We start from the raw sequence: 19355 nt of genomic DNA, 5'->3' as shown, positions 1-19355 counted from the left end.
CAGAACAACGGAGCTCGTTGGTACAGGCAGTCGACCAAGACAGCTTGTTCCCGAGGGGCTCCGTTGTCGTCTCATCATGTCCTGCCCGCCCCGGTGATGGCCATCACCCGTACGGTCACTGTGGCTGCGGGGAGGTTCGCGCCCGGTCACCTGGGCGAGCTGACGGCCGTCGTGCCGTTCGAGTTGGTCGATGCGATCCTTCAGGAGACACCGACAGTGCAGCGGCGGCTGCGTGATCTCCCTTCCCGGGTCGGGGTCTACTTCCTGCTCGCGATGTGCCTCTTTCCCGAGGTCGGCTACCGGCTGGTCTGGGACAAGCTGACCGCCGGGCCGGCCGGGATGCCGGTCGTCGCTCCGACACCGAAGGCCCTGCGCGATCTGCGCCGCAGGCTGGGAACCACGCCGGTCGGGGCGTTGTTCGAGGTGCTCGCGGCACCGCTGGCCCGACCGGCGACACCCGGGGGGCGGTTCGGCCCGCACCGGACGGTGTCGTTCGACGGCCGCAGCTCACAGAAGGTCCTCGGCACGGAGCGCAACCGGTCCTGGCTCGGCCGGACCTCCCACCATGGCTATCCCACACTGGAGTTGATGACGCTGGTCGAGACCGGAACGAGGGCCCTGATCGGCGCGGTCTTCGGCCCCACCACCGAGGGCGAGACCAGCTACGCCTCCCGCCTCCCGCCTCCTGCGCCTGATCCGGCCGGACATGCTGGCGCTGTGGGACAAGGGCTTCGACGGCAACAGCTTCCCCGCCGCCGTGACCGCGCCCCGCGCCCTGTTCCTGGGCCGGCTCCGCAGCAACCGGCGCACCCCGGTCCTCGCGCGCCTCACCGACGGCTCGTACCTGTCGGTGATCGGCACCATGAAGGTGCGGGTCATCGACGCGCAGATCACCGTGACGTGCGCCGACAGCACGGCGGGGCGGTGTGACGTCGGCGGTGCGGGTCAGCGTCCGCGCTTTCCACGGCGCCGAGGTGCTACTGGAAGACAAGTCCGTCCCGCCCGGTCCGCGTCCCCGGTGTCGAGGAGACCGACGAGCTTTTCGTGCTCGGCGATGGACTGGGCCTGGTCGCCCCCCAGGGCCGACCTCGTGCTGCAGCGTTGCGACCGGGACTACGCGTGCCTTCCGGTGCGCGACGGTCGCAGTGCCCGCCTTCCCGCGGCGTTCCTCGTGGACGTGCTGTCCCAGTAACAGAACTGGTTCCCGGACGAAACACGGTGCCGCCAGGCTGGCTTCATCGCGCATGGCCCCTGTCGACGGGGCGTATGCCAGCCCACGGCGCCGGGCCCACGGACGGGTCCGAGGCCGACCGTGCCCGCGGACCTCTGTGTGTCCGCGGTGGGGGTGCAGGGGCGGTGACTGCACCTCGTAGGACTCGGAGAACACCTCCGACGTACTCAGGAGTACTTGCCGCGATGACTGACATCACAACGCGTGCTGTGCCGCACACGACGCCTCGATCGACGTACGGCCTCGCCGAACTCGACAAGGAAACCCGCATGGGCGGGGCCGGCACCGAGACCACGGCGCGGGAGATCCGCCGCATCGACCTCTCCGACTTCGAGGCCCGCAAGGCCGAGATCACCGAGGAGCTGTGGGCGGCGGCCACGGACATCGGGTTCTTCCAGCTGGTCAACCACGGGATCGAGCAGGCCCTGGTGGATCAGGCGTTCGCGAACGCCGAGCACTTTTTCGCGCTGCCCGAGGCCCACAAGGCCCGGCATGGGCTGAAGAAGGGCCTCAACTCCGGGTGGGAGTCCATGACCCAGGTCCGGCCATCTGTCGGGACACCGGACCGGAAGGAGTCGTACCAGGTCACCCGCCCTCACATGGAGGGGCTCTGGCCCGACGACGTACGGCCCGAATTCCGGCCGCGGACCCTCGACTTCGAGGCGCGCTGCCGCGAGGTGGCGATGCGGGTCCTGTCCTGCTTCGCCGACAAGCTGGGCTTCGCCGGCGACTTCTTCACCCGCGCCCACGACCCGCAGAGCGCGCACTACCAGTCCACCCTGCGGATGCTGCACTACTTCGCGCTCCCCGAGGACGCCGAGCCCGACCCGAACGTGTGGCGGGCCGGTGCGCACACCGACTTCGACTGCCTGACGCTGCTCTTCCAGCGGGACGGGCAGGGCGGGCTGCAGGTGTGCCCGGGAAAGGAGGCCGAGGCGCAGGAGTGGACTCCTGTCGTGCCCTCGGCCGACGTCATCACCTGCAACATCGGCGACATGCTGATGCGGTGGAGCGACGACCGGCTGCCGTCCAACTTCCACCGGGTCACGTCCCCGGGCCCCGGCGAGGACCGGGGCGCCCGCTACAGCATCGCCTTCTTCGCCCAGGCCGACCGTGACGTGGTGATCGAGGGGCCGGAGGGCCGGTATCCGCCGATCACGGCGGAGCAGTACATCCAGCAGCGAATCGCCGCCAACTTCGCACGATAGGGGTGCTGTTGTGATGATGTCTGTGAAGAAGCGGGCGCCGTTCGGGCGGCTCGCGGTGCTGGGTCTTCAGCACGTCCTGGTGATGTACACGGGCTGTGTCACGGTGCCGCTCGTCTTCGGCGCGGCCGCCGGGCTCGATGCCTCGACCATCGCGCTGCTCATCAACGCGGACCTGCTGGTCGCGGGCGTCGTCACGATGATCCAGGGCGCGGGCGTCGGGCGGGTGCTCGGCGTCCGTATGCCAGTGATGGCCGGCGCGGCCTTCACCGCCGTGGCGCCGATGATCCTGATCGCCGGTGAGTACGGGCTCCAGGCCGTATACGGTTCGATGCTCGCCGCCGGGATCTTCGGCATGCTCGTCGCCTGGCCGTTCGCCAGGGCAGCGCGCTTCTTCCCGCCGCTGGTGAGCGGTGTGGTGATCACCGTGGTCGGCCTGGCGCTGATCGGTGTCGGCGTCAACCTTGTCGCCGGCAGCGACCCCAAGGCGGCGGACTACGCGGCGCCGTCGCGCCTCGCCCTCGCCGCCTTCGTCGTCATCGTGATCCTCTGGTGGCGAGGTTCGGCCGGGGCTTTCTGGCCCAGACCGGCGTCCTGCTCGGGCTGCTGGCCGGTACGGCGGTCGCGGTACCGCTGGGTCTGGTGGACCTGTCGGCCGCCCGTGGCGCCGACTGGATCGGGGTGAGCGCTCCGTTCCACTTCGGCGCGCCCGAGTTCCCGCCGGTAGCGGTCATCTCCATGTGTGTCGTGATGCTGGTCCTGTTCGCCGAGTCGACCGCGGACCTGATCGCGGTCGCCGAACTCACCGGCAAGGAGCTGACGACCGGGGACATGGCGCGCGGTCTGGCCGCCGACGGGCTGTCCGGGGTGCTCGGCGGGGTGATGAACGCCTTCCTCGACACCGTCTTCGCCCAGAACGTGGGCCTGGTGTCGATGACCCGGGTGCGCAGCCGCCATGTGGCCACCGTCGCGGGCGCCATCCTGGTTGCCCTGGGCATGGTTCCCAAGCTGGGGGCGGTGGTGGCCGGGCTTCCCGGACCGGTCGTGGGCGCGGCGGGACTGGTCATGTTCGCCACGGTCGCCGCCGTCGGCATCAGCACACTGCGGAAGGTCGAGTTCGAGGGAACCAGCAACCTGCTGATCGTCGCCGTGTCGATCGGCGTGGGCATGGCACCCGACGTGGCACCGGACCTCTACTCCCGTTTCCCGGACGGTGTGCGTATCGTGCTGGGCTCACCCGTGACGAGCGCGACCCTGATCGCGTTCGGGCTGAACCTGGCCTTCAACCGGACCCGCCCGGCACGCACGGCGGACGGCGAGGCAGAGGCAGAGAAGCAGACTCGGCCGACGTCCACCACCCGGGCGGAATACGTCCCGTAGCGCGGGTGCCTGGGCGACCACGCACATCATCAGCGCGGGCTCGGGTCGGCGGGGTGCTGGTCGTGGCTGGCGAGTGCGCTCTGGACCGCGAGGATACGGACGCGGTCGCGGTCGCCGAGCGCAGGCCGGCGGTGCGGGACGCCACCCGGGTAGATGAGGCTGTCGCCCGGGCCCAGGCGTTCGAGACGCGGGCAGGACGGAGTCTGCGGCTCGACTTCTGTCTCGCTGTCCACCACGTGGACGAACTCGTCACCGGGGTGCCCTCTACCCCTGTCGCTCTTTGTTCGGCGTTCTAGCGAGGGGCGTTCTGTACGGTGAGGATGCGCACCCCGGAGAGGTCCTGATCTTCCGTCAGAATCCGCCAGCGGTGCGGGGTTCCGCCTGGGTAGAGCAGGCTGTCACCGGCGTGCAGACGGTGCAGTTCGCGGCCGGCGGGGCCCAGTAGGTCGACCTCGATCGCGCCGTGCACTACGTAGAGGAACTCATCGCCCGGGTGGTCGTAGTACTCCTCGAAGTCGGTGGGTCCTCCGGAGTACTCGACCGGGTGGACGGCGAATTGGGGTGCCCCGAGCATCCGGGCCGAGCCGCCGCTGTTGGCGACCGGGGTGCCGGTCCCTTCCCGTACGACATGGATGTCGGCGGGGGAGGTGGCCGAGTGTGCCAGCAGGGCCTGTTGGGTGGTGCCGAGTGCCTGGGCGATCCGGTGCAGCGAGGGCATGCTCGGGCGGGTCAGCCCGCGCTCCAGCTGGCTGAGGAAGGGGTGCGAAAGGCCTGCGCTGCCCGCGAGTTGGACAAGGGTGAGGCCGCGCTTCTTGCGCAGCCGACGGATCGCGGCACCGAGCTGCTGGTCCGGATCGGCGGGGGTACCGGTGGGGGGTTCGGTGGGGCGGTCAACCATGACGGAAATCCTAAGCGGTCACTTCGGAGGGGATTTACTCCCGCGAAACACATGTCTCCTACGATCAATGTTGATGTGACGAACATTCTAGGCGAGGAGCCCGAATGACCGCGACCACCGACGACCGACCCGCCACGGCCGGATTCCTCGATGCCATGGCCGCCCTCGCGGGCGGCGTCTGCGTGGTGACCGCCGCCGCGGCCGATGGCACACCGGCCGGATTCACCAGCACCGCCGTGATGAGCCTCAGTCGCACGCCGCAGCTGGTCGCGATCGGAGTCCAGCGCGGCAGCCGCACCCTGCCGCTGCTCCAGGACGGCGGCAGGCTCGCCCTCAACATCCTTGCCGCGGACGGCGAATCCGTTTCGCGGCTCTTCGCCGATCCGGCCGCCGACCGGTTCGCCGGGCTGGAGTGGACGACGGGAGAGGGGGGTGTGCCGCTGCTGCTCGCGCAGAGCACGTACGCCGTTGTGTGCCGCGTACGGGAAGAGGTGGCGGCCGGGGACCACCTGCTGCTGATAGCCGACATCGAGGAGATCATCCCTGGCCAGGGCGGGGTCAGCGCTCTCGTCCACCACGCCCGCCGCTACCACGGCGTCGGCGCATGAGCGGGCGCGACTGGTTCTCTGTGCGGGAGACCGGCCCCGGGACCTTCCTCATTGCCGAGCCCGGGCACGTCAACAGCTATCTCGTCGTGGGCGACGACCTCGCCCTGCTGTACGACACCGGGATGGGCATCGGGGACATCGGGCGTGAGGTGCGCGCGCTGACCTCGCTGCCGCTGCTCGTCGTCAACTCCCACCACCACTACGACCACCGGGGTGGCAACGCCTCACTCGTGGGCGAGGCCAAGGACTTCGCCGTCCACGAGGCGGGCGCGGACCTGCACGGCGAGCCCGCACCGCGCGAGTGGCTCGAGGCGTACGGGCACATCGCCCAGGACATGCGACAGCGCTACACCGAGCTGGGCGCACTCTCCGCCGAGGGCTTCTTCCTCACCGACTCGCGGATCGAGGTGCGGCCCGTGCCCGAACTGGCCCAGTGGCGTATCGACGCGGTGCGCCCGACCCGGCTGCTCAGGGAGGGGGAGCAGCTCGACCTGGGCGGGCGGAGGCTGCACGTCCTGCACACCCCCGGGCACTCGCCCGACGGCATCTGCCTCTGGGAGCCGGAGAGCGGCCTGCTCCTCGCCGGCGACACCCTGATCAGCGGCACCTTCTTCGCGCATGTGCCGGGCGCCGATGTACCCGCCTTCGCCGCATCGACCCGGCGACTGTCCGAACTCCCGGTCAGCACAGCCCTGTTGGGGCACAACCTCCGCCACCGTGAGGACCATTACTTCGTGGGACGGGTCGCCGAAGCCTTCGACCTGGTGGTACGCGGACAAACCCACCCGGTCCGCCGCCAGGACATGTTCGGCGCGCCCGCGATGTGGCACGCCTTCGACGGCTTCGCGGTACTCACCGCACCGGAGAGCGAGGAGGCACGATGACGGCGACGGCACTGCTACTGCGCGGGGCGCGGCTGCCCGAAGGGCAGGTCCGGGACGTACTGATCGAGGACGGGCGGGTGTCGGCCGTCGCGCTGACCGGTCAACTCTCCTTCTTGTGCCAGGAGATGGACCTCTCCGGCTTCCTGTTGCTGCCCGCCCCCGCCGAACCCCACGCCCACCTCGACAAGGCCCTCACCTGGGACCTGGCCGGCGCGCCGCCCTGCGACCTGCCGGGGGCGGTCGCCGCCTGGCGCGGCTATGCCGAGCAGGTGACGGAGGAGGACGTGCTGGTCAGGGCCCGCCGCGCGTTGCACGAGCTGGTCGCCAACGGTGCGACCGCCGTCCGCACTCACGCGGACGTCCTGCCCGGCCCCGATCCGCTGCGGGGGCTGCGGGCGCTGTTGCGGCTGCGCGAGGAGCTGAGCGAGCGGGTCGCACTGCAGATCGCCGTGCTGCATATCGAGTCACCCGACGAAGTTCTCGACGAGGCACTGGAGTTGGGGGCCGACCTGCTCGGTGGCTGCCCGCACCTCTCCGACGACCCGCAGGCCGCAGTCGCCCGCGCCCTGACCATCGCCGAGCGGCACGGCGTAGGCGTCGATCTGCACGCGGACGAGCATCTCCGCCCCGACCCGAAGGATCTGCTGCTGCTCGCCCAGGCGGTACGGGAGCGGGGCTTCGCCCACGGTGCGACCGCCAGCCACTGCGTGGGACTGGGCGGCCTGGACCCGGCCGAGGCCGCCCGGATCGCCAAGGAGGCGGCGGCATCCCGGATCGGGGTCGTCGCACTGCCGCTCACCAACCTCTACCTCCAGGGCCGCGATACCCCTGCCCGCACCCCGCGCGGTCTGACCGCCGTACGCGCACTCCTGGACGCGGGCGTGCCCCTGGCCGGGGGTGGCGACAACATCCGCGACCCCTTCAACCCGGTAGGCAGGGCGGACCCCCTGGAGACCGCCGGACTCCTCGTCGCGGCAGGTCACTTGACGCTGCCCGAGGCTGTCCATGCGGTGACCACCGGCGCCCGCACGGTCCTCGGGCTACCCGCCGCAGGGCCGTACGAGGGTGCGATCGCCGATCTCCTCGCCGTACGGGCCGACTCGCTCTCCGGGGCTGTCGGGGCCTCGTACCCGGACCGGATCGTCTTCAAGGGCGGGCGAGCGGTGAGCCGTACCACGGTGATCCGCGAAGTCCTCTGACTGGTCCAGGGCGTAAACGCCCGGGACATCCCCCCGAAACAATGAATGTTGATGCTACGAACATCGGTGAATGCACCACAGGCCCACAGGATGGAGTTGACGTGGCGACAGCAGTGCAGACGGCGCTGAGCTTCGTAGCCGTCGACAAGCGTTTCGACAGCGGGACCACCGCGCTCTCGGGAGTGGAACTCCACGTCGGCGCAGGGGAGTTCGTCGTAGTCGTCGGCCCCTCCGGATGCGGCAAGTCCACCCTGCTGCGGCTCGCCTCCGGTCTCGATGCCCCCAGTGCGGGCGAGATCAGCACCCCGGGCGGGGACATCGGTTACGTCTTCCAGGACGCCACCCTGCTGCCCTGGCGCAGCGTCCTCGCCAATGTGGCGCTGCCGGCCGAACTGGCCGGCCGTCCCAAGGCCGAACGGCACGAGCGCGCCATGGACGCCATCCGTCTCGTTGGCCTCGAAGGCTTTGAGGAGCAGTTGCCGGGACAGCTCTCGGGCGGGATGCGGATGCGGGTCTCGCTGGCCCGCGCGCTGATGATGCGCCCCGCGCTCTTCCTCTTCGACGAACCTTTCGGCGCGCTGGACGAGATGACCCGGCTCCGTATGCAGGAGGAGCTCCAGCGGATCTTCGGCGAGACGGGGTTCGCGGGTCTCTTCATCACGCACTCGGTGACCGAGGCGGTCTTCCTGGCCAACCGGGTCGTGGTGATGTCGGCCCGCCCCGGACGCATCACCGCCGAATTCGAGGTCCCGTTCGCCCACCCCAGGCCCGCTTCGCTCCGTTACGAACCGGAGTTCGCCGCGATCGCGGGCGCGGTCTCCGCAGCTCTGCGAGGAGACGCCCAGTGACCGCGAACACCCCGGCCGCCACGGCCGCCGACGCGCCGACTGCCCACGCAACCACGGCCGCCTCGGTCACCGTCGGCCCGAGCGGCGAACCGTCTGCCGCTTCCGAACCGGCCGTCACCGGTTCGAGCGCTGCCGCTCCGGCCCACGAGGGGAAGACCCCCGTGCACCAGTTCGATGCCGCCGCCGGCGCCACGGTCGAGACTTTCCCGGCCGCCGAGGCGTCCGTCCGCACACGCCGCAGCCCCGTCGCCCTGCTCGCCCCCATCGGCTCGCTCGCCGTCGCCATCGGCCTCTGGTACGCGGTGAGTTACCTGCTCCTCGCCCCCGCCCGCCGCTTCCTCGTACCGCCCCCGCACCAGGTCCTCCAAGTCGCCGTCCTCGACTGGACCCACCTGCAGCCCATGCTCCAGGCCCTCGCCCTCACCGCGCAGGTCGCCCTCGCCGGACTCGCCATCGCCGCCGCCCTCGGTATCACCGGGGCCGTCGTGATGAGCCGCGCCCGCTGGCTGGAGCGCTCCCTCTATCCGTACGCCGTCATCCTGCAGACCGTCCCGATCCTCGCCATCGTCCCCCTCATCGGCCTCTGGTTCGGCTTCGGCTTCACCAGCCGGGTCGTGGTCTGTGTCCTCATCGCCCTCTTCCCGCTGATCGCCAACACCCTCTTCGGACTGCAGTCCGTGGACCGCGCCCACCACGACCTCTTCACTCTCCAGAAGGCGAGCGGCTGGGCCCGCCTGCGCAAGCTGGAACTGCCCGCGGCGCTCCCCGCCATCTTCACCGGGCTGCGCACCTCCTCCGGGCTCTCCGTCATCGGCGCGATCGTCGGCGACATGTTCTTCAAGCAGGGCGCGCCCGGTATCGGCACCCTCCTCGACGTCTACCGCTCACGGCTCCAGTCCGAGGACCTCTTCGCCGCGATCATCCTCGCCTCCCTCTTCGGGGTCGCCGTCTTCGCGCTCTTCACGTTCCTGTCCCGCCTCGCCGTCGGTTCCTGGCACGCCTCCGGACGCAGCTGAGCCGGCCCCACCCCCCTGTCCGCTTCCTCGTCACAGCCCCTCCCGGGAGACAGCCATGCCAATTTCCGCCAGAAGAAGCCTTGTCGCGGGACTGAGCGCCTCGCTCCTCCTCGCCGCCACCGGCTGCGGCGCCGGCGCCACCACCGCCGCCGGTTCGTCCGCCGACCTCAAGCCCGCCCCCGCTGCCCAGCGCCTCGACAAGGTCTGTCCCGCCACCGTCGTCGTCCAGGCCGACTGGGAGCCCGAGGCCGAACACGGTCCGATCTACAACCTCGTCGGCCCCGGCTACACCGTCGACACCGACAAGAAGCGGGTCACCGGCCCCCTCGTCATCGGCGGCAAGGACACCGGCGTCAAGATCCAGGTACGGGCGGGCGGCAGCGCCGTCGGGTACCAGACCCCCGCCTCGGAGATGTACATCGACCAGTCCATCACCCTCGGCATGGTCACCACCGACAGCGCCATCCAGGCAGCGGGCAAGCAGCCCGTCACCGCGGTCGCCGCGCTGATGAAGAAGAGTCCGCAGGTCCTGATGTGGGACCCCAAGACCCACCCGGACTGGAAGACCGTCGCCGACATCGGCAAGAGCGGCGCCAAGGTCGTCTACCGCGACGGCGAGGTCTTCGCCCCGATGCTGGTAGCGAAGGGGCTCATCAAGAAGAGCCAGCTGGACGGGAGTTACGACAGCTCACCGTCCCGTTTCGTCGCCGACCCCTCCATCGCGCAGCAGGGCTTCGCGACCGCGGAACCGTACATCTACGAGCACGAGGTCGCCGCCTGGAAGAAGCCGGTCAAGTTCCAACTGCTGTCCGATGTCGGCTACACCGTCTACCCGGAGGCACTCTCCGTCCGCACCGGTGCGCTGAAGAAGCTCAGCCCCTGCCTGAAGAAGCTGGTCCCCGTCATCCAGCAGTCGGCCGCCGACTTCGCCGCCGCACCGGACACCGCGGTCACGCTCATCGACGACATCGTCAAGCAGTACGGCACCAGCTGGGTCTACTCCACGGGCACCGGCCAGTACGCGGCCAAGGAGATGGTCAAGCTCGGCATCCTCGGCAACGAGGCCGACGGATCGATCGCGAGCTTCGACAAGACGCGGGTGACCGACTCCCTGAAGACCTTCGGGCCGATCCTCACGCAGAGCGGCGTCAAGATCCCGGCCGGGCTCAGCGCCGACGACCTGGCGACCAACGCATTCATCGACACCAAGATCGGAATGAAGTGATGGCCGTCGACCCCAAGGGCACGACCCTCTCCGCTACCGAACTGCGCCGGATGACCGAACTGGTCGTGGACGAGGCGGTATTGGACGCCGGCACAGGTACCACGCACCGCACCCCCGGCATCGAGGAATTCTGTACGGAGGCTGCCGCACTCCTGGGCGCGGACGCCGTCGTACGCGAGGACTCCGCCCTCGACAAGGCGTCCCGCGACTGGGCGCACATGTCGCCGATCCTCGCCGCCAAGCTCCCCGCCGGTCGCGCCGAGGTGGTGCTGCGCCCGTCCTCGTACGAGCAGATCCAGCCCCTCGTCGCCCTCGCCCACCGCCTGCGCATCCCGCTCACCCCGCGCGGCAAAGGCACCGGCAACTACGGCCAGGCGATCCCGCTCCACGGCGGCGCCGTCCTCGACCTCACCGGATGCGGACGCATCCTGGGTGCGGGCGACGGGTGGATCAGGGCCGAGGCGGGCGCGAAGATGTCCGACCTGGAGGCGCATGCGCACACGCTGGGCCAGGAGCTGTGGATGTTCCCCTCCACCTTCGGGACATCGCTCGGCGGCTTCCTCTCCGGTGGGAACGGCGGCACGGGATCGCTCGCCAACGGCACCAACGGGGACGGTTTCGTACGGGAGTTGACCGTCATCCCGTGCACAGCGGAGGCCGAGCCCTTCACCGTACGCGGCGAGGAAGCACTCCCGTACATCCACGCCTACGGCACCACTGGCATCACCACGACCGCGACCGTCGCACTTCAGCCGGCCCGCGTCTGGACCGGCCTTTTCGCCTCCTTCGACACGTGGACCTCCGCCACCGCCGCGCTCGGCGACCTCGTACGCCTGGAGCCCGCCCCGCGCCTGGTCTCCCTCGACGAGCCCGGCCTCGTCGAGACCTTCGAGGCCGACCCGGCCCTCGACCCGGCCGCGCTGAGCGTCCGCGCGATCATCGAGGAACAGGCCGGGGACGACGCCCGGGCGATCATCGAGAAGCACAGCGGCCGGGTGACGGAGGTACGTCCCGCGCCGCGCGGTCCCGCCCTCATCTCCTCGCTCTCCTTCAACCACCCCACGTACCACCTGATGAAGGCCCAGGACGGCTACTTCCACCTGGAGATCGGCGGCGACGTACTGCTCGGCGACCCGGCGGCGGTCAAGGCCGTCTTCCCCGGGACGGTGCTGCACCTGGAGGGGATGCGCTCGGGGAGCGTCGGCATGCTGATGGCCCACTACCAGGACGAAGCCACCGTGTACGAGGGGATCGCCGCCCTGGAGGCACTGGGCGTAGGCGTCCATGACGTCCACAACTGGTACGTCGACCGGCGCCTCGACCTCGTCCGTGCCACCGCCCGTACCGCCGACCCGCTGGGGCTGCTCAACCCCGGCCACCTCCTGGGAGCGCGCCGACCATGACCTTCACCCGCTTCACCGACCTCAGTGGACCGTCGGTCACCGACCTGTCCGCCGACACCGTGGCCGTCCTTCCCGTCGGCGCGATCGAACAGCACGGGCCCCATCTTCCCGTCGCCACCGACTACTTCATGGCGGAGGCGATAGCTCAGGGCGCCGCCCTGGCCGCATCCGACAGCTGCGACATCACCCTGCTGCCGGGCCTCGCGTACACCAAGTCCGACGAACACGCCTGGTCGCCCGGGACACTGTGGCTCAGCGCCTCGACGCTCTTCGCGGTACTGGACGACCTCGGACGATCCCTCGCCAAAGGGCCCGTCCGGCGGCTCGCGTTCCTCAACGCGCACGGCGGCAACAGTGCGCTGCTGGGAGTCGCTCTGCGCGAACTCCGCACCAAATACAGTCTGTTCACCTTCCTGCTGCACGCCGCTCTCCCCGCGGACCAGGGCGGCGCGTCCCCGTCCGGCGAGCTGGGTCTGGGGGTGCACGGCGGGCTGAACGAGACCGCGGCGATGCTCCACCTCCACCCGGAGACGGTGGACATGTCGCTGGCCGAGCGGAGTGTCCCCGAGCACCTGACCGCCTACGAGCACATCGGCTTCGGCAAGTCCGTCTCCTTCGGCTGGACGAGCGACGACTTCGGTACGGGCAACGGCGTCATCGGCGACCCCACCGGAGCCACCCCCGAACTCGGCCGCAAGCTCGTCGACACCGCCATCGCCAACAACGCGGCCGCACTGCGCGAATGCGCCCGCTTCCTGCCTTCCGCCTGACCGCCTTCCGCCTGACCGCCTTCTTCCTGAACGCCTGACGTCGAGGACACCCGCCATGGCCATCCCCCCGCTCCACAAGCCGCTCAGCAAGATCACCGCTCACCACATCACCGCGGGCGACACGGTCAGGCTCGCCCTCCTCACCGGACCGGCCGACGGCTCACCGACGACCGTCGTCTTCGAGGTGTGGGAGCCGGGCGGCGCCCAGCCGCTCAACTGGCACCCCGAGTCCGTGGAGACCTTCGTGGTGCTCGCGGGCGAGGGCCGCGCGGTCAGCGACGAACACGAACGCGACCTCGCACCGGGAGATGTCCTCGTCCTGCCCCTCGGCTCCAAGCACCGCATCACCAACACCTCGGCCACCGAGCGTCTCTACACCCTCACGATCATGTCCCCCGACGAGGGCTTCGCCGACCTGATCCAGCGCGGCCCCTTCGCGGTGCTCGACGACGCGGACCTGGCCGTCCTCGGAGCCACCCGATGAGCGAACTCCTCGACGCCTTCTGGTCGTACGAACAGGCCCTCGGCGCCAATGACCTGGCGGGCCTGGACCACTGGTTCCTGGACGCCCCGGACACGGTGCGCGCCGAGGGTTCCATGGTGCTGAGCGGGCACGCGGCCATCTCGGAATTCCGTCGCGGCCGCAGCGGGGGAGCCCCGGCCCGTACGGTCGAGCGCGTCCATGAGGTGCGGATCGCCGAGGACGTCGCCGTACTGACCGCCGAAACGCTGCGGGCCGGCGGATCGCGCGGGATGCAGACACAGGTGTGGCGGCTGACGGGGGAGGGCTGGCGGATCGCGGCCGCGCACGTCAGCGCGGTGCCGGATCCGGTGGCGGACGAGGATCCGGACCCCGCGGTGTGGCGGGTCGTGGGCGAGCCGCTGGTCGCCGGATCGGAGGCGGGACCGCTCGCCGGTGTACGTACCGCCGTCAAGGACCTCTTCGCCGTTGCCGGACAGCGGATCGGCGGGGGCAACCCGCAGTGGCTGGCCGATGCGCCGATGGAGCCCCACCATGCCGACGCAGTAAGGGAATTGCTCCGCGCCGGCGCCCAGCTCACCGGGATCGCCCAAACCGACGAACTCGCCTACAGTCTCGCCGGGACCAACATCCACTACGGCACCCCCGTCAACCCCGCCGCCCCCGGCCGCATCACCGGCGGCTCCAGCAGCGGCCCGGCGGCGGCGGTCGCCCGCGGCTGGGCGGATCTCGGACTCGCCACGGACACCGCGGGCTCGATCCGGGTCCCCGCCTCCTACTGCGGCCTCTACGGCTGGCGCCCCACCCACGGAGCCGTCCCCACCGGCGGCCTGCTCCCGCTGGCCCCGTCCTTCGACACGGCGGGACTGCTTGCCCGGGACCCGGACCTGCTCCGTACAGCGGCGAAAGTGCTCCTGCCCCAGGACGACGAAACCCCGATGACCACGCTTCTGGTCGACGACGCCCTCACCGCGCTCGCCGAACCCGAGGTCCAGGCATCCTTCGAGGTGGCATGCCGGGCGCTCTCCCTCCGCACCGGCCTGGAACTCGCACGGACCGACACCGGCATGGCCCCACACCTGGAGGAGTGGCTGCCCGCCTTCCGTACCGTCCAGGCGGCCGAGGCGTGGGCCGCGCACGGGGAGTGGATCGAGAAGCACCCAGGCGCGCTGGGGGCCGACATCGAGGCCCGGTTCGCCGGGGGGAGCCAGGTCACGGAGGGTGAAGTACGTGACGCCACCTCCGGGCTCCTGTCCGCCCGTTCGGTCATCGCCGAAGCCCTCCCGCCCGGCACCGCGCTCCTTCTCCCCGCCACGAGCAGCCCGGCCCCCCGCGCCGATGCGACACCGGCCGAGGTCGAGACCGTACGAGCCGCAACCCTCCGCCTCACCTGCCTTGCCTCGCTCGCCGGGCTGCCCGCCGTCACCATGCCCCGGCTGCGGGTCCGCGACCTCCCGGTCGGCCTCTGCGCGATCGGCGCACCGGGCACGGACCACGCCCTCCTGGAGCTGACCCATGCATGAAATCGGCCCCAACTCCCGCAACTCCTGGCGCGCGGACGCCACACACGTCGACCTCCGCCGCCCGCAGCGCCCGGCCCGCCCCGTGACCCTGGAGGCTCAACCCCAAATCCTGACGCTCGACCTGGCCTCAACGGCGATCGTCGTCATCGACATGCAGAACGACTTCTGCTCGCCCGACGGCTGGCTGGCCTCGATCGGCGTGGACGTGTCCCCGGCCCGCACGCCCATCCCCGCACTCCAGCGGCTCCTCCCCGCCCTCCGGGCGGCCGACGTCCCCGTCGTCTGGCTCAACTGGGGCAACCGCCCCGACCGCGCGAACCTCCCACCCGGCGTCCTCCACGTCTACGACCAGGACGGCGCCGGAGGCGGCCTCGGCTCCCAACTCCCCACCGGGGCCAGGGTCCTGGAACGCGACAGCGCATCCGCCGACATCACCGCACCCCTCTTTGCGGCACCCGGCGACCTGCACATCGCCAAGTACCGCATGAGCGGCTTCCAGGACACCGAACTCGACAGCGTCCTGCGCAATCTCCGCGCCGACACGCTCCTGTTCGCCGGAGTCAACGCCGACCAGTGCGTCCTCGCCACCCTCATGGACGCCGCGAGCCTCGGCTACGACGTGCTGATGCTGGAGGACGCGGTGGCCACCACCTCACCCGCGTACTGCATGGACGCCACCGTCTACAACGTCCGCCAGTGCTTCGGCTTCACCCTCACCGCCGCCGACCTCCAGGAAGCCCTGTGACCCTCCTCCAACCCCACCGGGGCCCCGTCGACGGCGACCACTACCTGCCCGCAGACCCAGCCGCAGTCCACTGGGGGCTACTCCCCAACGCCCGCTCCAAGCCGGCCCTTTCGGTCCCCTCCGGCGCGACCGTCAGCCTCGACACCATCAGCCACGAGGGCATCCTCGCCGACCAGGGCCGAGACCCGGCCGCCTTCTTCGCCGCGGCCGGCATCCACGGCATCCTCCACGACACGGCCGAACTCGCCGCTTCCACCCGCCTTCACGACCCCGCCGCCCACGGCCCGCACGTGGTCACAGGACCCGTCCACATCCAGGGGGCCGAGCCCGGCGACGTACTCGAAGTGGAAGTCCTCCGCCTACGCCGCCGCGCCCCCTACGGCGTGATCAGCAACCGCCACGGCAAGGGCGCGCTCCCCGGCGAATACCCCCAAGGCCCCGGCCCGGACCCGGTCAGCCTGGTCGCCACCGTCGACGACGACGGCCGCGGCCGCCTCCCCGTGGGCGACGGCCGCGACCTCCACTTCCCGCTCCGTCCCTTCCTCGGCATCATGGGCACCGCCCCCGCCACCGAAGCCCCGGTCCACTCGGTGCCTCCCGGCCCGCACGGAGGTAATCTCGACGTACGCCACCTCGGCGTCGGCGCCCGCCTCTTCCTCCCCGTCGCCGTCGAGGGCGCCCTCTTCTACGCCGGCGACCCGCACTTCTCCCAGGGCGACGGCGAAGTAGCCCTCACCGCCTTCGAAGCCCCTCTGCGCGCGACCCTCCGCCTCACCGTCCACCGCGACCCCGCCCTCCGCCGACTCGCATCCCGCCTGCGCGCCCCCTTCGCCGAGACCGACACCGAGCACATCGTCATGGGCCTGGACACCGACCTCGACGAGGCGATGCGCCATGCCGTACGCGACGCCCTCACCCTCCTCGACGAGCGCTTCGGTGTCCCCGGCCCGGTTGCCCTCGCCTACCTCAGCGCGGCCGCCGACTTCCAGGTCTCCCAGGTGGTCGACATCGTCAAGGGCGTCCACTGCCGCATTTCCAAGGCGGACCTGACCTTCTGACGCCACACCGCTCGCGCTCTGCCAGCAGGGAGCTGTCGATCAATAACTCCTCGATTTGATGGGATGGTTGGGGTCGTAGGATCCTGGTGTGGCGGAGGGGACTGAGGCGGTATTGGCGGAACAGTTTCGGCAGGCTGTTGCCGCATCTGGATGAGCGGCGGCGCCTGGTGCTCGGGGCTGCGGCTGGCGTGTTGGGGCATGGCGGGGTCCGTGTTGTCGCCCGCGCTGTCGGGGTTGCGGAGTCCACGGTCTCGCGTGGTGTCGGTGAGCTGGACTGCGGAGTGGAGCCGTCGGGGCGCGTGCGGGCGGCGGGGGCGGGCCGCAAGCGGCTGGCCGATATCGATCCGGGGCTGGTCTCGGCCCTGCTGTCGCTCATCGAGCGAGATCAGCGCGGCGATCCGGAGTCCCTGCTGCGCTGGACGGTCAAGTCCACCCGGAACCTGGCGGCCGAGCTGACCCGTCAGGGGCATCGGGTCGGCCATGACACCGTCGCCACCCTGCTGAAGGCCGAGGGGTTCTCCTTGCAGGGCCACCTCGCGGACCACCGAAGGCGCCCGCCACCCCGACCGCGACGCGCAGTTCCACTACATCAACGACCAGGTCAAGGAGTTCACTACCGCAGGACAGCCTGTCATCAGCGTCGACACCAAGAAGAAGGAAGTCCTGGGCAACTACGCGGTCGCCGGGACCGAGTGGCACCGCGCCGGGCAGCCCGTGCAGGTGCGTGCGCACGACTTTCCTGAGAAGGACGCACAGAAGGCGGTCCCGTACGGGATCTACGACCTGCATGCCGATGCCGGCTGGGTGTCGGTGGGCTGAGACGGGGATACCGCCGCGTTCGCGGTCGCCACCCTGCGCCGCTGGTGGCACGGCGAAGGACGGCACCGCTACCCCGGCGCGACCCGGCTGCTGATCACCGCTGACGCCGGCGGCTCCCAACGGCTACCGGGTCCGCGCCTGGAAGAAGGAGCTGGCCGGCTTCGCGCACGCGGCCGACCTTGAGGTGACAGTCTGTCATTTCCCGTCCGGAACTCGATGCCGTTGTTTGAGTGTTCAGACAATGAGCCTTTTCCAACCTCAGCTTGAGGCATTGAGGTGGAGCGCGAGGACGGCTTGGACGAGTGCGGTGATGCGGGTGGTGAAACCCTCCGTGGTCAGTCCACAGAACCAGCGCCAGAACCCAATCTCGCGGACAGAACCAGGCCCGCTCCCGCCACGCCTCCGTCGGCTCCGTGGAGCGGCACGCCCGCCCCGGAGTCGACGCGGTCGCCCGGCACGTCGCCGAACGCGACCCCGCCGCCCGCCGCCGGGGCCCAGCCGCCCACCGGTGCCCCGGCGTACGGGGGAGAGATGACCGTCGAGTCCGCCTTGAAGGTGGCCAGTAGACTCGACGGCTGTGGCGGACGCCCAGTACGAAGACCTGTTGCGGCTGGTGCTTACTTCCGGGACGGCCAAAGCCGACCGGACGGGCACCGGCACCCGAAGTGGCTTCGGGCACCAACTACGCTACGACCTCTCGCAGGGGTTCCCGCTGGTCACCACCAAAAAGGTGCATCTCAGGTCCATCGTGTACGAGCTGCTCTGGTTCCTGCGTGGCGACTCGAACGTCGGCTGGCTGCATGAGCACGGCATCACCATCTGGGACGAATGGGCCGACGCGAACGGCGAACTCGGTCCGGTTTACGGCGCACAGTGGCGCTCCTGGCCCACCCCGGACGGCAGGTACATCGACCAGATCAGCGATGTTCTCGACACTCTGCGCCTGGTGTAGGGGGTGAGCATCGCGGCGGTGTGGGCGGTGAAGCTCATCACGCCGCCCCAGCTCGACTGCGTCACCGGCACACCCGACGAGGTCTTCGCCGAGCTCAAGCAGGGCATGGGCGGCATGAGCGGCATGGACATGGGCAGCAACAGCGCCAACCCGAGCAGCAGCACGGACATGGGTGACATGGACATGGGCGGTGGCTCCGCCTCCCCGTCCGCGTCGTCGGGCGGAATGTCGATGAAGTTCATGCTCGCCGGTGCCAAGAGCGATCTGCTCGGCGGCGACGCCGGCGACGTGAAGTACCCCTACCACCTGATCAACGGCCGCGTTCCGGCCGACCCGGACGTCTACACCGGCAAGCCGGGCAAGAAGGTGGGCCTGCGGATCATCAACGCCGGCTCCGACACCGCCTACCGGGTCGCGCTCGGCGGCCACAAGCTGACCATCACGCACACCGACGGCTACCCGGTCGACCAACAGGAGGTCGACGCCGTGCTGATCGGCATGGGCGAGCGCTACGACGTCCCTGTGACCTTCGGCGACGGCGTCTTCCCACTGGTCGCCCTGGCCGAAGGCAAGGACCAGACCGGCATGGCCCTGGTACGTACGGGCCCGGGCAGCGCGCCTTCCGCTACTGTGCGCCCTCCCGAGCTCAAGGGCATGATCACGACCGCGTCCCAGCTCAGCGCGGCCGCCGGCGTACGGCTGAAGTCCGCCAAGACCGATGTCGCGCACCAGATCAAGGTCACCGGGGGTATGGAGAAGTACAACTGGGCCATCAACGGCACGAGGTTCGACATGAACAACCCGACTGTCAACCCCCTGCGGATCGAGGAGGGCCAGTGGGTGCGGCTGGACTTCGTCAACGACACCACCATGTGGCACCCGATGCACCTGCACGGCCATACCTACCAACTCGGCGCCTCCGGCCCGCGCAAGGACACCGCGATCGTGCTGCCCAAGAAAAAGTTGACGGTGTTCCTCGACGCCGACAACCCGGGCGAGTGGCTGCTGCACTGCCACAACGCCTACCACGGTGAGGCCGGGATGATGGCGCTCCTGGCCTACCAGGCCTGACCACTCGTACGCGTTAGGTGCTCGGGCGTTGCGGCCCGG

The 19355-nt window shown here is 70.2% G+C and carries 18 protein-coding genes and 4 pseudogenes; 20 read left to right on the top strand and 2 right to left on the bottom strand.

Annotation, left to right across the window (positions count from 1 at the left end):
* Nucleotides 1–96: 96 nt before the first annotated feature.
* The 5 genes and pseudogenes from ACFXJ5_RS13975 to ACFXJ5_RS13955 all read left to right on the top strand — a co-directional run.
* Nucleotides 97–411: pseudogene (locus tag ACFXJ5_RS13975) on the top strand (transposase domain-containing protein); the annotation flags it as partial.
* Between the two features lie 295 nt (nt 412–706).
* Nucleotides 707–1192 (top strand): hypothetical protein, encoded by a 486-nt coding sequence (locus ACFXJ5_RS13970; RefSeq protein ID WP_384630737.1) that lies wholly within the window; start codon nt 707–709, stop codon nt 1190–1192.
* 224 nt (nt 1193–1416) lie between these two features.
* Nucleotides 1417–2439, top strand: a complete 1023-nt coding sequence (locus ACFXJ5_RS13965; protein WP_384630602.1) for an isopenicillin N synthase family dioxygenase — start codon at nt 1417–1419, stop codon at nt 2437–2439.
* 13 nt (nt 2440–2452) lie between these two features.
* Nucleotides 2453–3121 (top strand): solute carrier family 23 protein, encoded by a 669-nt coding sequence (locus ACFXJ5_RS13960; RefSeq protein ID WP_384630601.1) that lies wholly within the window; start codon nt 2453–2455, stop codon nt 3119–3121.
* Nucleotides 3013–3816 (top strand): solute carrier family 23 protein, encoded by an 804-nt coding sequence (locus tag ACFXJ5_RS13955; RefSeq protein WP_384630729.1) that lies wholly within the window; start codon nt 3013–3015, stop codon nt 3814–3816. The genes ACFXJ5_RS13960 and ACFXJ5_RS13955 overlap by 109 nt, the downstream gene beginning before the upstream one ends.
* Before the next feature lie 29 nt (nt 3817–3845).
* On the opposite strand, the gene ACFXJ5_RS13950 is transcribed toward ACFXJ5_RS13955, so the two are convergent.
* Complete coding sequence (locus ACFXJ5_RS13950; protein WP_384630600.1) at nt 3846–4049, bottom strand: hypothetical protein; 204 nt, start codon at nt 4047–4049, stop codon at nt 3846–3848.
* Nucleotides 4050–4108: 59 nt separating this feature from the next.
* A complete protein-coding gene (locus ACFXJ5_RS13945) occupies nt 4109–4714 on the bottom strand; it encodes a helix-turn-helix domain-containing protein (protein ID WP_384630599.1) in 606 nt (201 codons plus the stop codon).
* Nucleotides 4715–4818: 104 nt separating this feature from the next.
* On the opposite strand from ACFXJ5_RS13945, the gene ACFXJ5_RS13940 reads away from it, so the two are divergent.
* The 15 genes and pseudogenes from ACFXJ5_RS13940 to ACFXJ5_RS13870 all read left to right on the top strand — a co-directional run.
* Nucleotides 4819–5322, top strand: a complete 504-nt coding sequence (locus tag ACFXJ5_RS13940; protein WP_384630598.1) for a flavin reductase family protein — start codon at nt 4819–4821, stop codon at nt 5320–5322.
* Complete coding sequence (locus ACFXJ5_RS13935; RefSeq protein ID WP_384630597.1) at nt 5319–6206, top strand: MBL fold metallo-hydrolase; 888 nt, start codon at nt 5319–5321, stop codon at nt 6204–6206. Before ACFXJ5_RS13940 ends, ACFXJ5_RS13935 begins: the two co-directional genes overlap by 4 nt.
* Complete coding sequence (locus ACFXJ5_RS13930) at nt 6203–7405, top strand: amidohydrolase family protein (protein WP_384630596.1); 1203 nt, start codon at nt 6203–6205, stop codon at nt 7403–7405. The genes ACFXJ5_RS13935 and ACFXJ5_RS13930 overlap by 4 nt, the downstream gene beginning before the upstream one ends.
* A gap of 101 nt (nt 7406–7506) precedes the next feature.
* Entirely contained in the window at nt 7507–8253 is a 747-nt protein-coding gene (locus ACFXJ5_RS13925; protein ID WP_384630595.1) for an ABC transporter ATP-binding protein, read from the top strand.
* Complete coding sequence (locus ACFXJ5_RS13920; RefSeq protein ID WP_384630594.1) at nt 8250–9269, top strand: ABC transporter permease; 1020 nt, start codon at nt 8250–8252, stop codon at nt 9267–9269. The genes ACFXJ5_RS13925 and ACFXJ5_RS13920 overlap by 4 nt, the downstream gene beginning before the upstream one ends.
* A 55-nt stretch (nt 9270–9324) precedes the next feature.
* Nucleotides 9325–10494 (top strand): hypothetical protein, encoded by a 1170-nt coding sequence (locus tag ACFXJ5_RS13915; RefSeq protein ID WP_384630593.1) that lies wholly within the window; start codon nt 9325–9327, stop codon nt 10492–10494.
* Nucleotides 10494–11897 carry an FAD-binding oxidoreductase gene (locus ACFXJ5_RS13910; protein ID WP_384630592.1) on the top strand — a complete coding sequence of 468 codons (1404 nt, stop codon included), beginning with the start codon at nt 10494–10496 and terminating at the stop codon, nt 11895–11897. The genes ACFXJ5_RS13915 and ACFXJ5_RS13910 overlap by 1 nt, the downstream gene beginning before the upstream one ends.
* Nucleotides 11894–12667, top strand: coding sequence for a creatininase family protein (locus ACFXJ5_RS13905; RefSeq protein WP_384630591.1), 774 nt, complete (start codon nt 11894–11896; stop codon nt 12665–12667). The genes ACFXJ5_RS13910 and ACFXJ5_RS13905 overlap by 4 nt, the downstream gene beginning before the upstream one ends.
* Before the next feature lie 55 nt (nt 12668–12722).
* Nucleotides 12723–13151, top strand: a complete 429-nt coding sequence (locus ACFXJ5_RS13900) for a cupin domain-containing protein (protein WP_384630590.1) — start codon at nt 12723–12725, stop codon at nt 13149–13151.
* Nucleotides 13148–14671 carry an amidase gene (locus tag ACFXJ5_RS13895; protein ID WP_384630589.1) on the top strand — a complete coding sequence of 508 codons (1524 nt, stop codon included), beginning with the start codon at nt 13148–13150 and terminating at the stop codon, nt 14669–14671. Before ACFXJ5_RS13900 ends, ACFXJ5_RS13895 begins: the two co-directional genes overlap by 4 nt.
* On the top strand, nt 14664–15416 hold the full coding sequence (locus tag ACFXJ5_RS13890; RefSeq protein ID WP_384630588.1) for a cysteine hydrolase family protein: 753 nt from the start codon (nt 14664–14666) through the stop codon (nt 15414–15416). Before ACFXJ5_RS13895 ends, ACFXJ5_RS13890 begins: the two co-directional genes overlap by 8 nt.
* Entirely contained in the window at nt 15413–16474 is a 1062-nt protein-coding gene (locus tag ACFXJ5_RS13885; RefSeq protein WP_384630587.1) for an acetamidase/formamidase family protein, read from the top strand. The genes ACFXJ5_RS13890 and ACFXJ5_RS13885 overlap by 4 nt, the downstream gene beginning before the upstream one ends.
* Nucleotides 16475–16562: 88 nt before the next feature.
* Nucleotides 16563–17507: pseudogene (locus tag ACFXJ5_RS13880) on the top strand (ISAzo13 family transposase); the annotation flags it as partial.
* A gap of 363 nt (nt 17508–17870) precedes the next feature.
* Nucleotides 17871–18236 (top strand): annotated as a pseudogene (gene thyA, locus ACFXJ5_RS13875) (thymidylate synthase); the annotation flags it as partial.
* Nucleotides 18237–18296: 60 nt separating this feature from the next.
* Nucleotides 18297–19316: pseudogene (locus tag ACFXJ5_RS13870) on the top strand (multicopper oxidase family protein); the annotation flags it as partial.
* Between the last annotated feature and the right edge of the window lie 39 nt (nt 19317–19355).

Source organism: Streptomyces sp. NPDC059373, from assembly GCF_042751495.1.
GTDB lineage: Bacteria > Actinomycetota > Actinomycetes > Streptomycetales > Streptomycetaceae > Actinacidiphila.
This window is presented reverse-complemented; position numbering and strand designations above follow the sequence as displayed.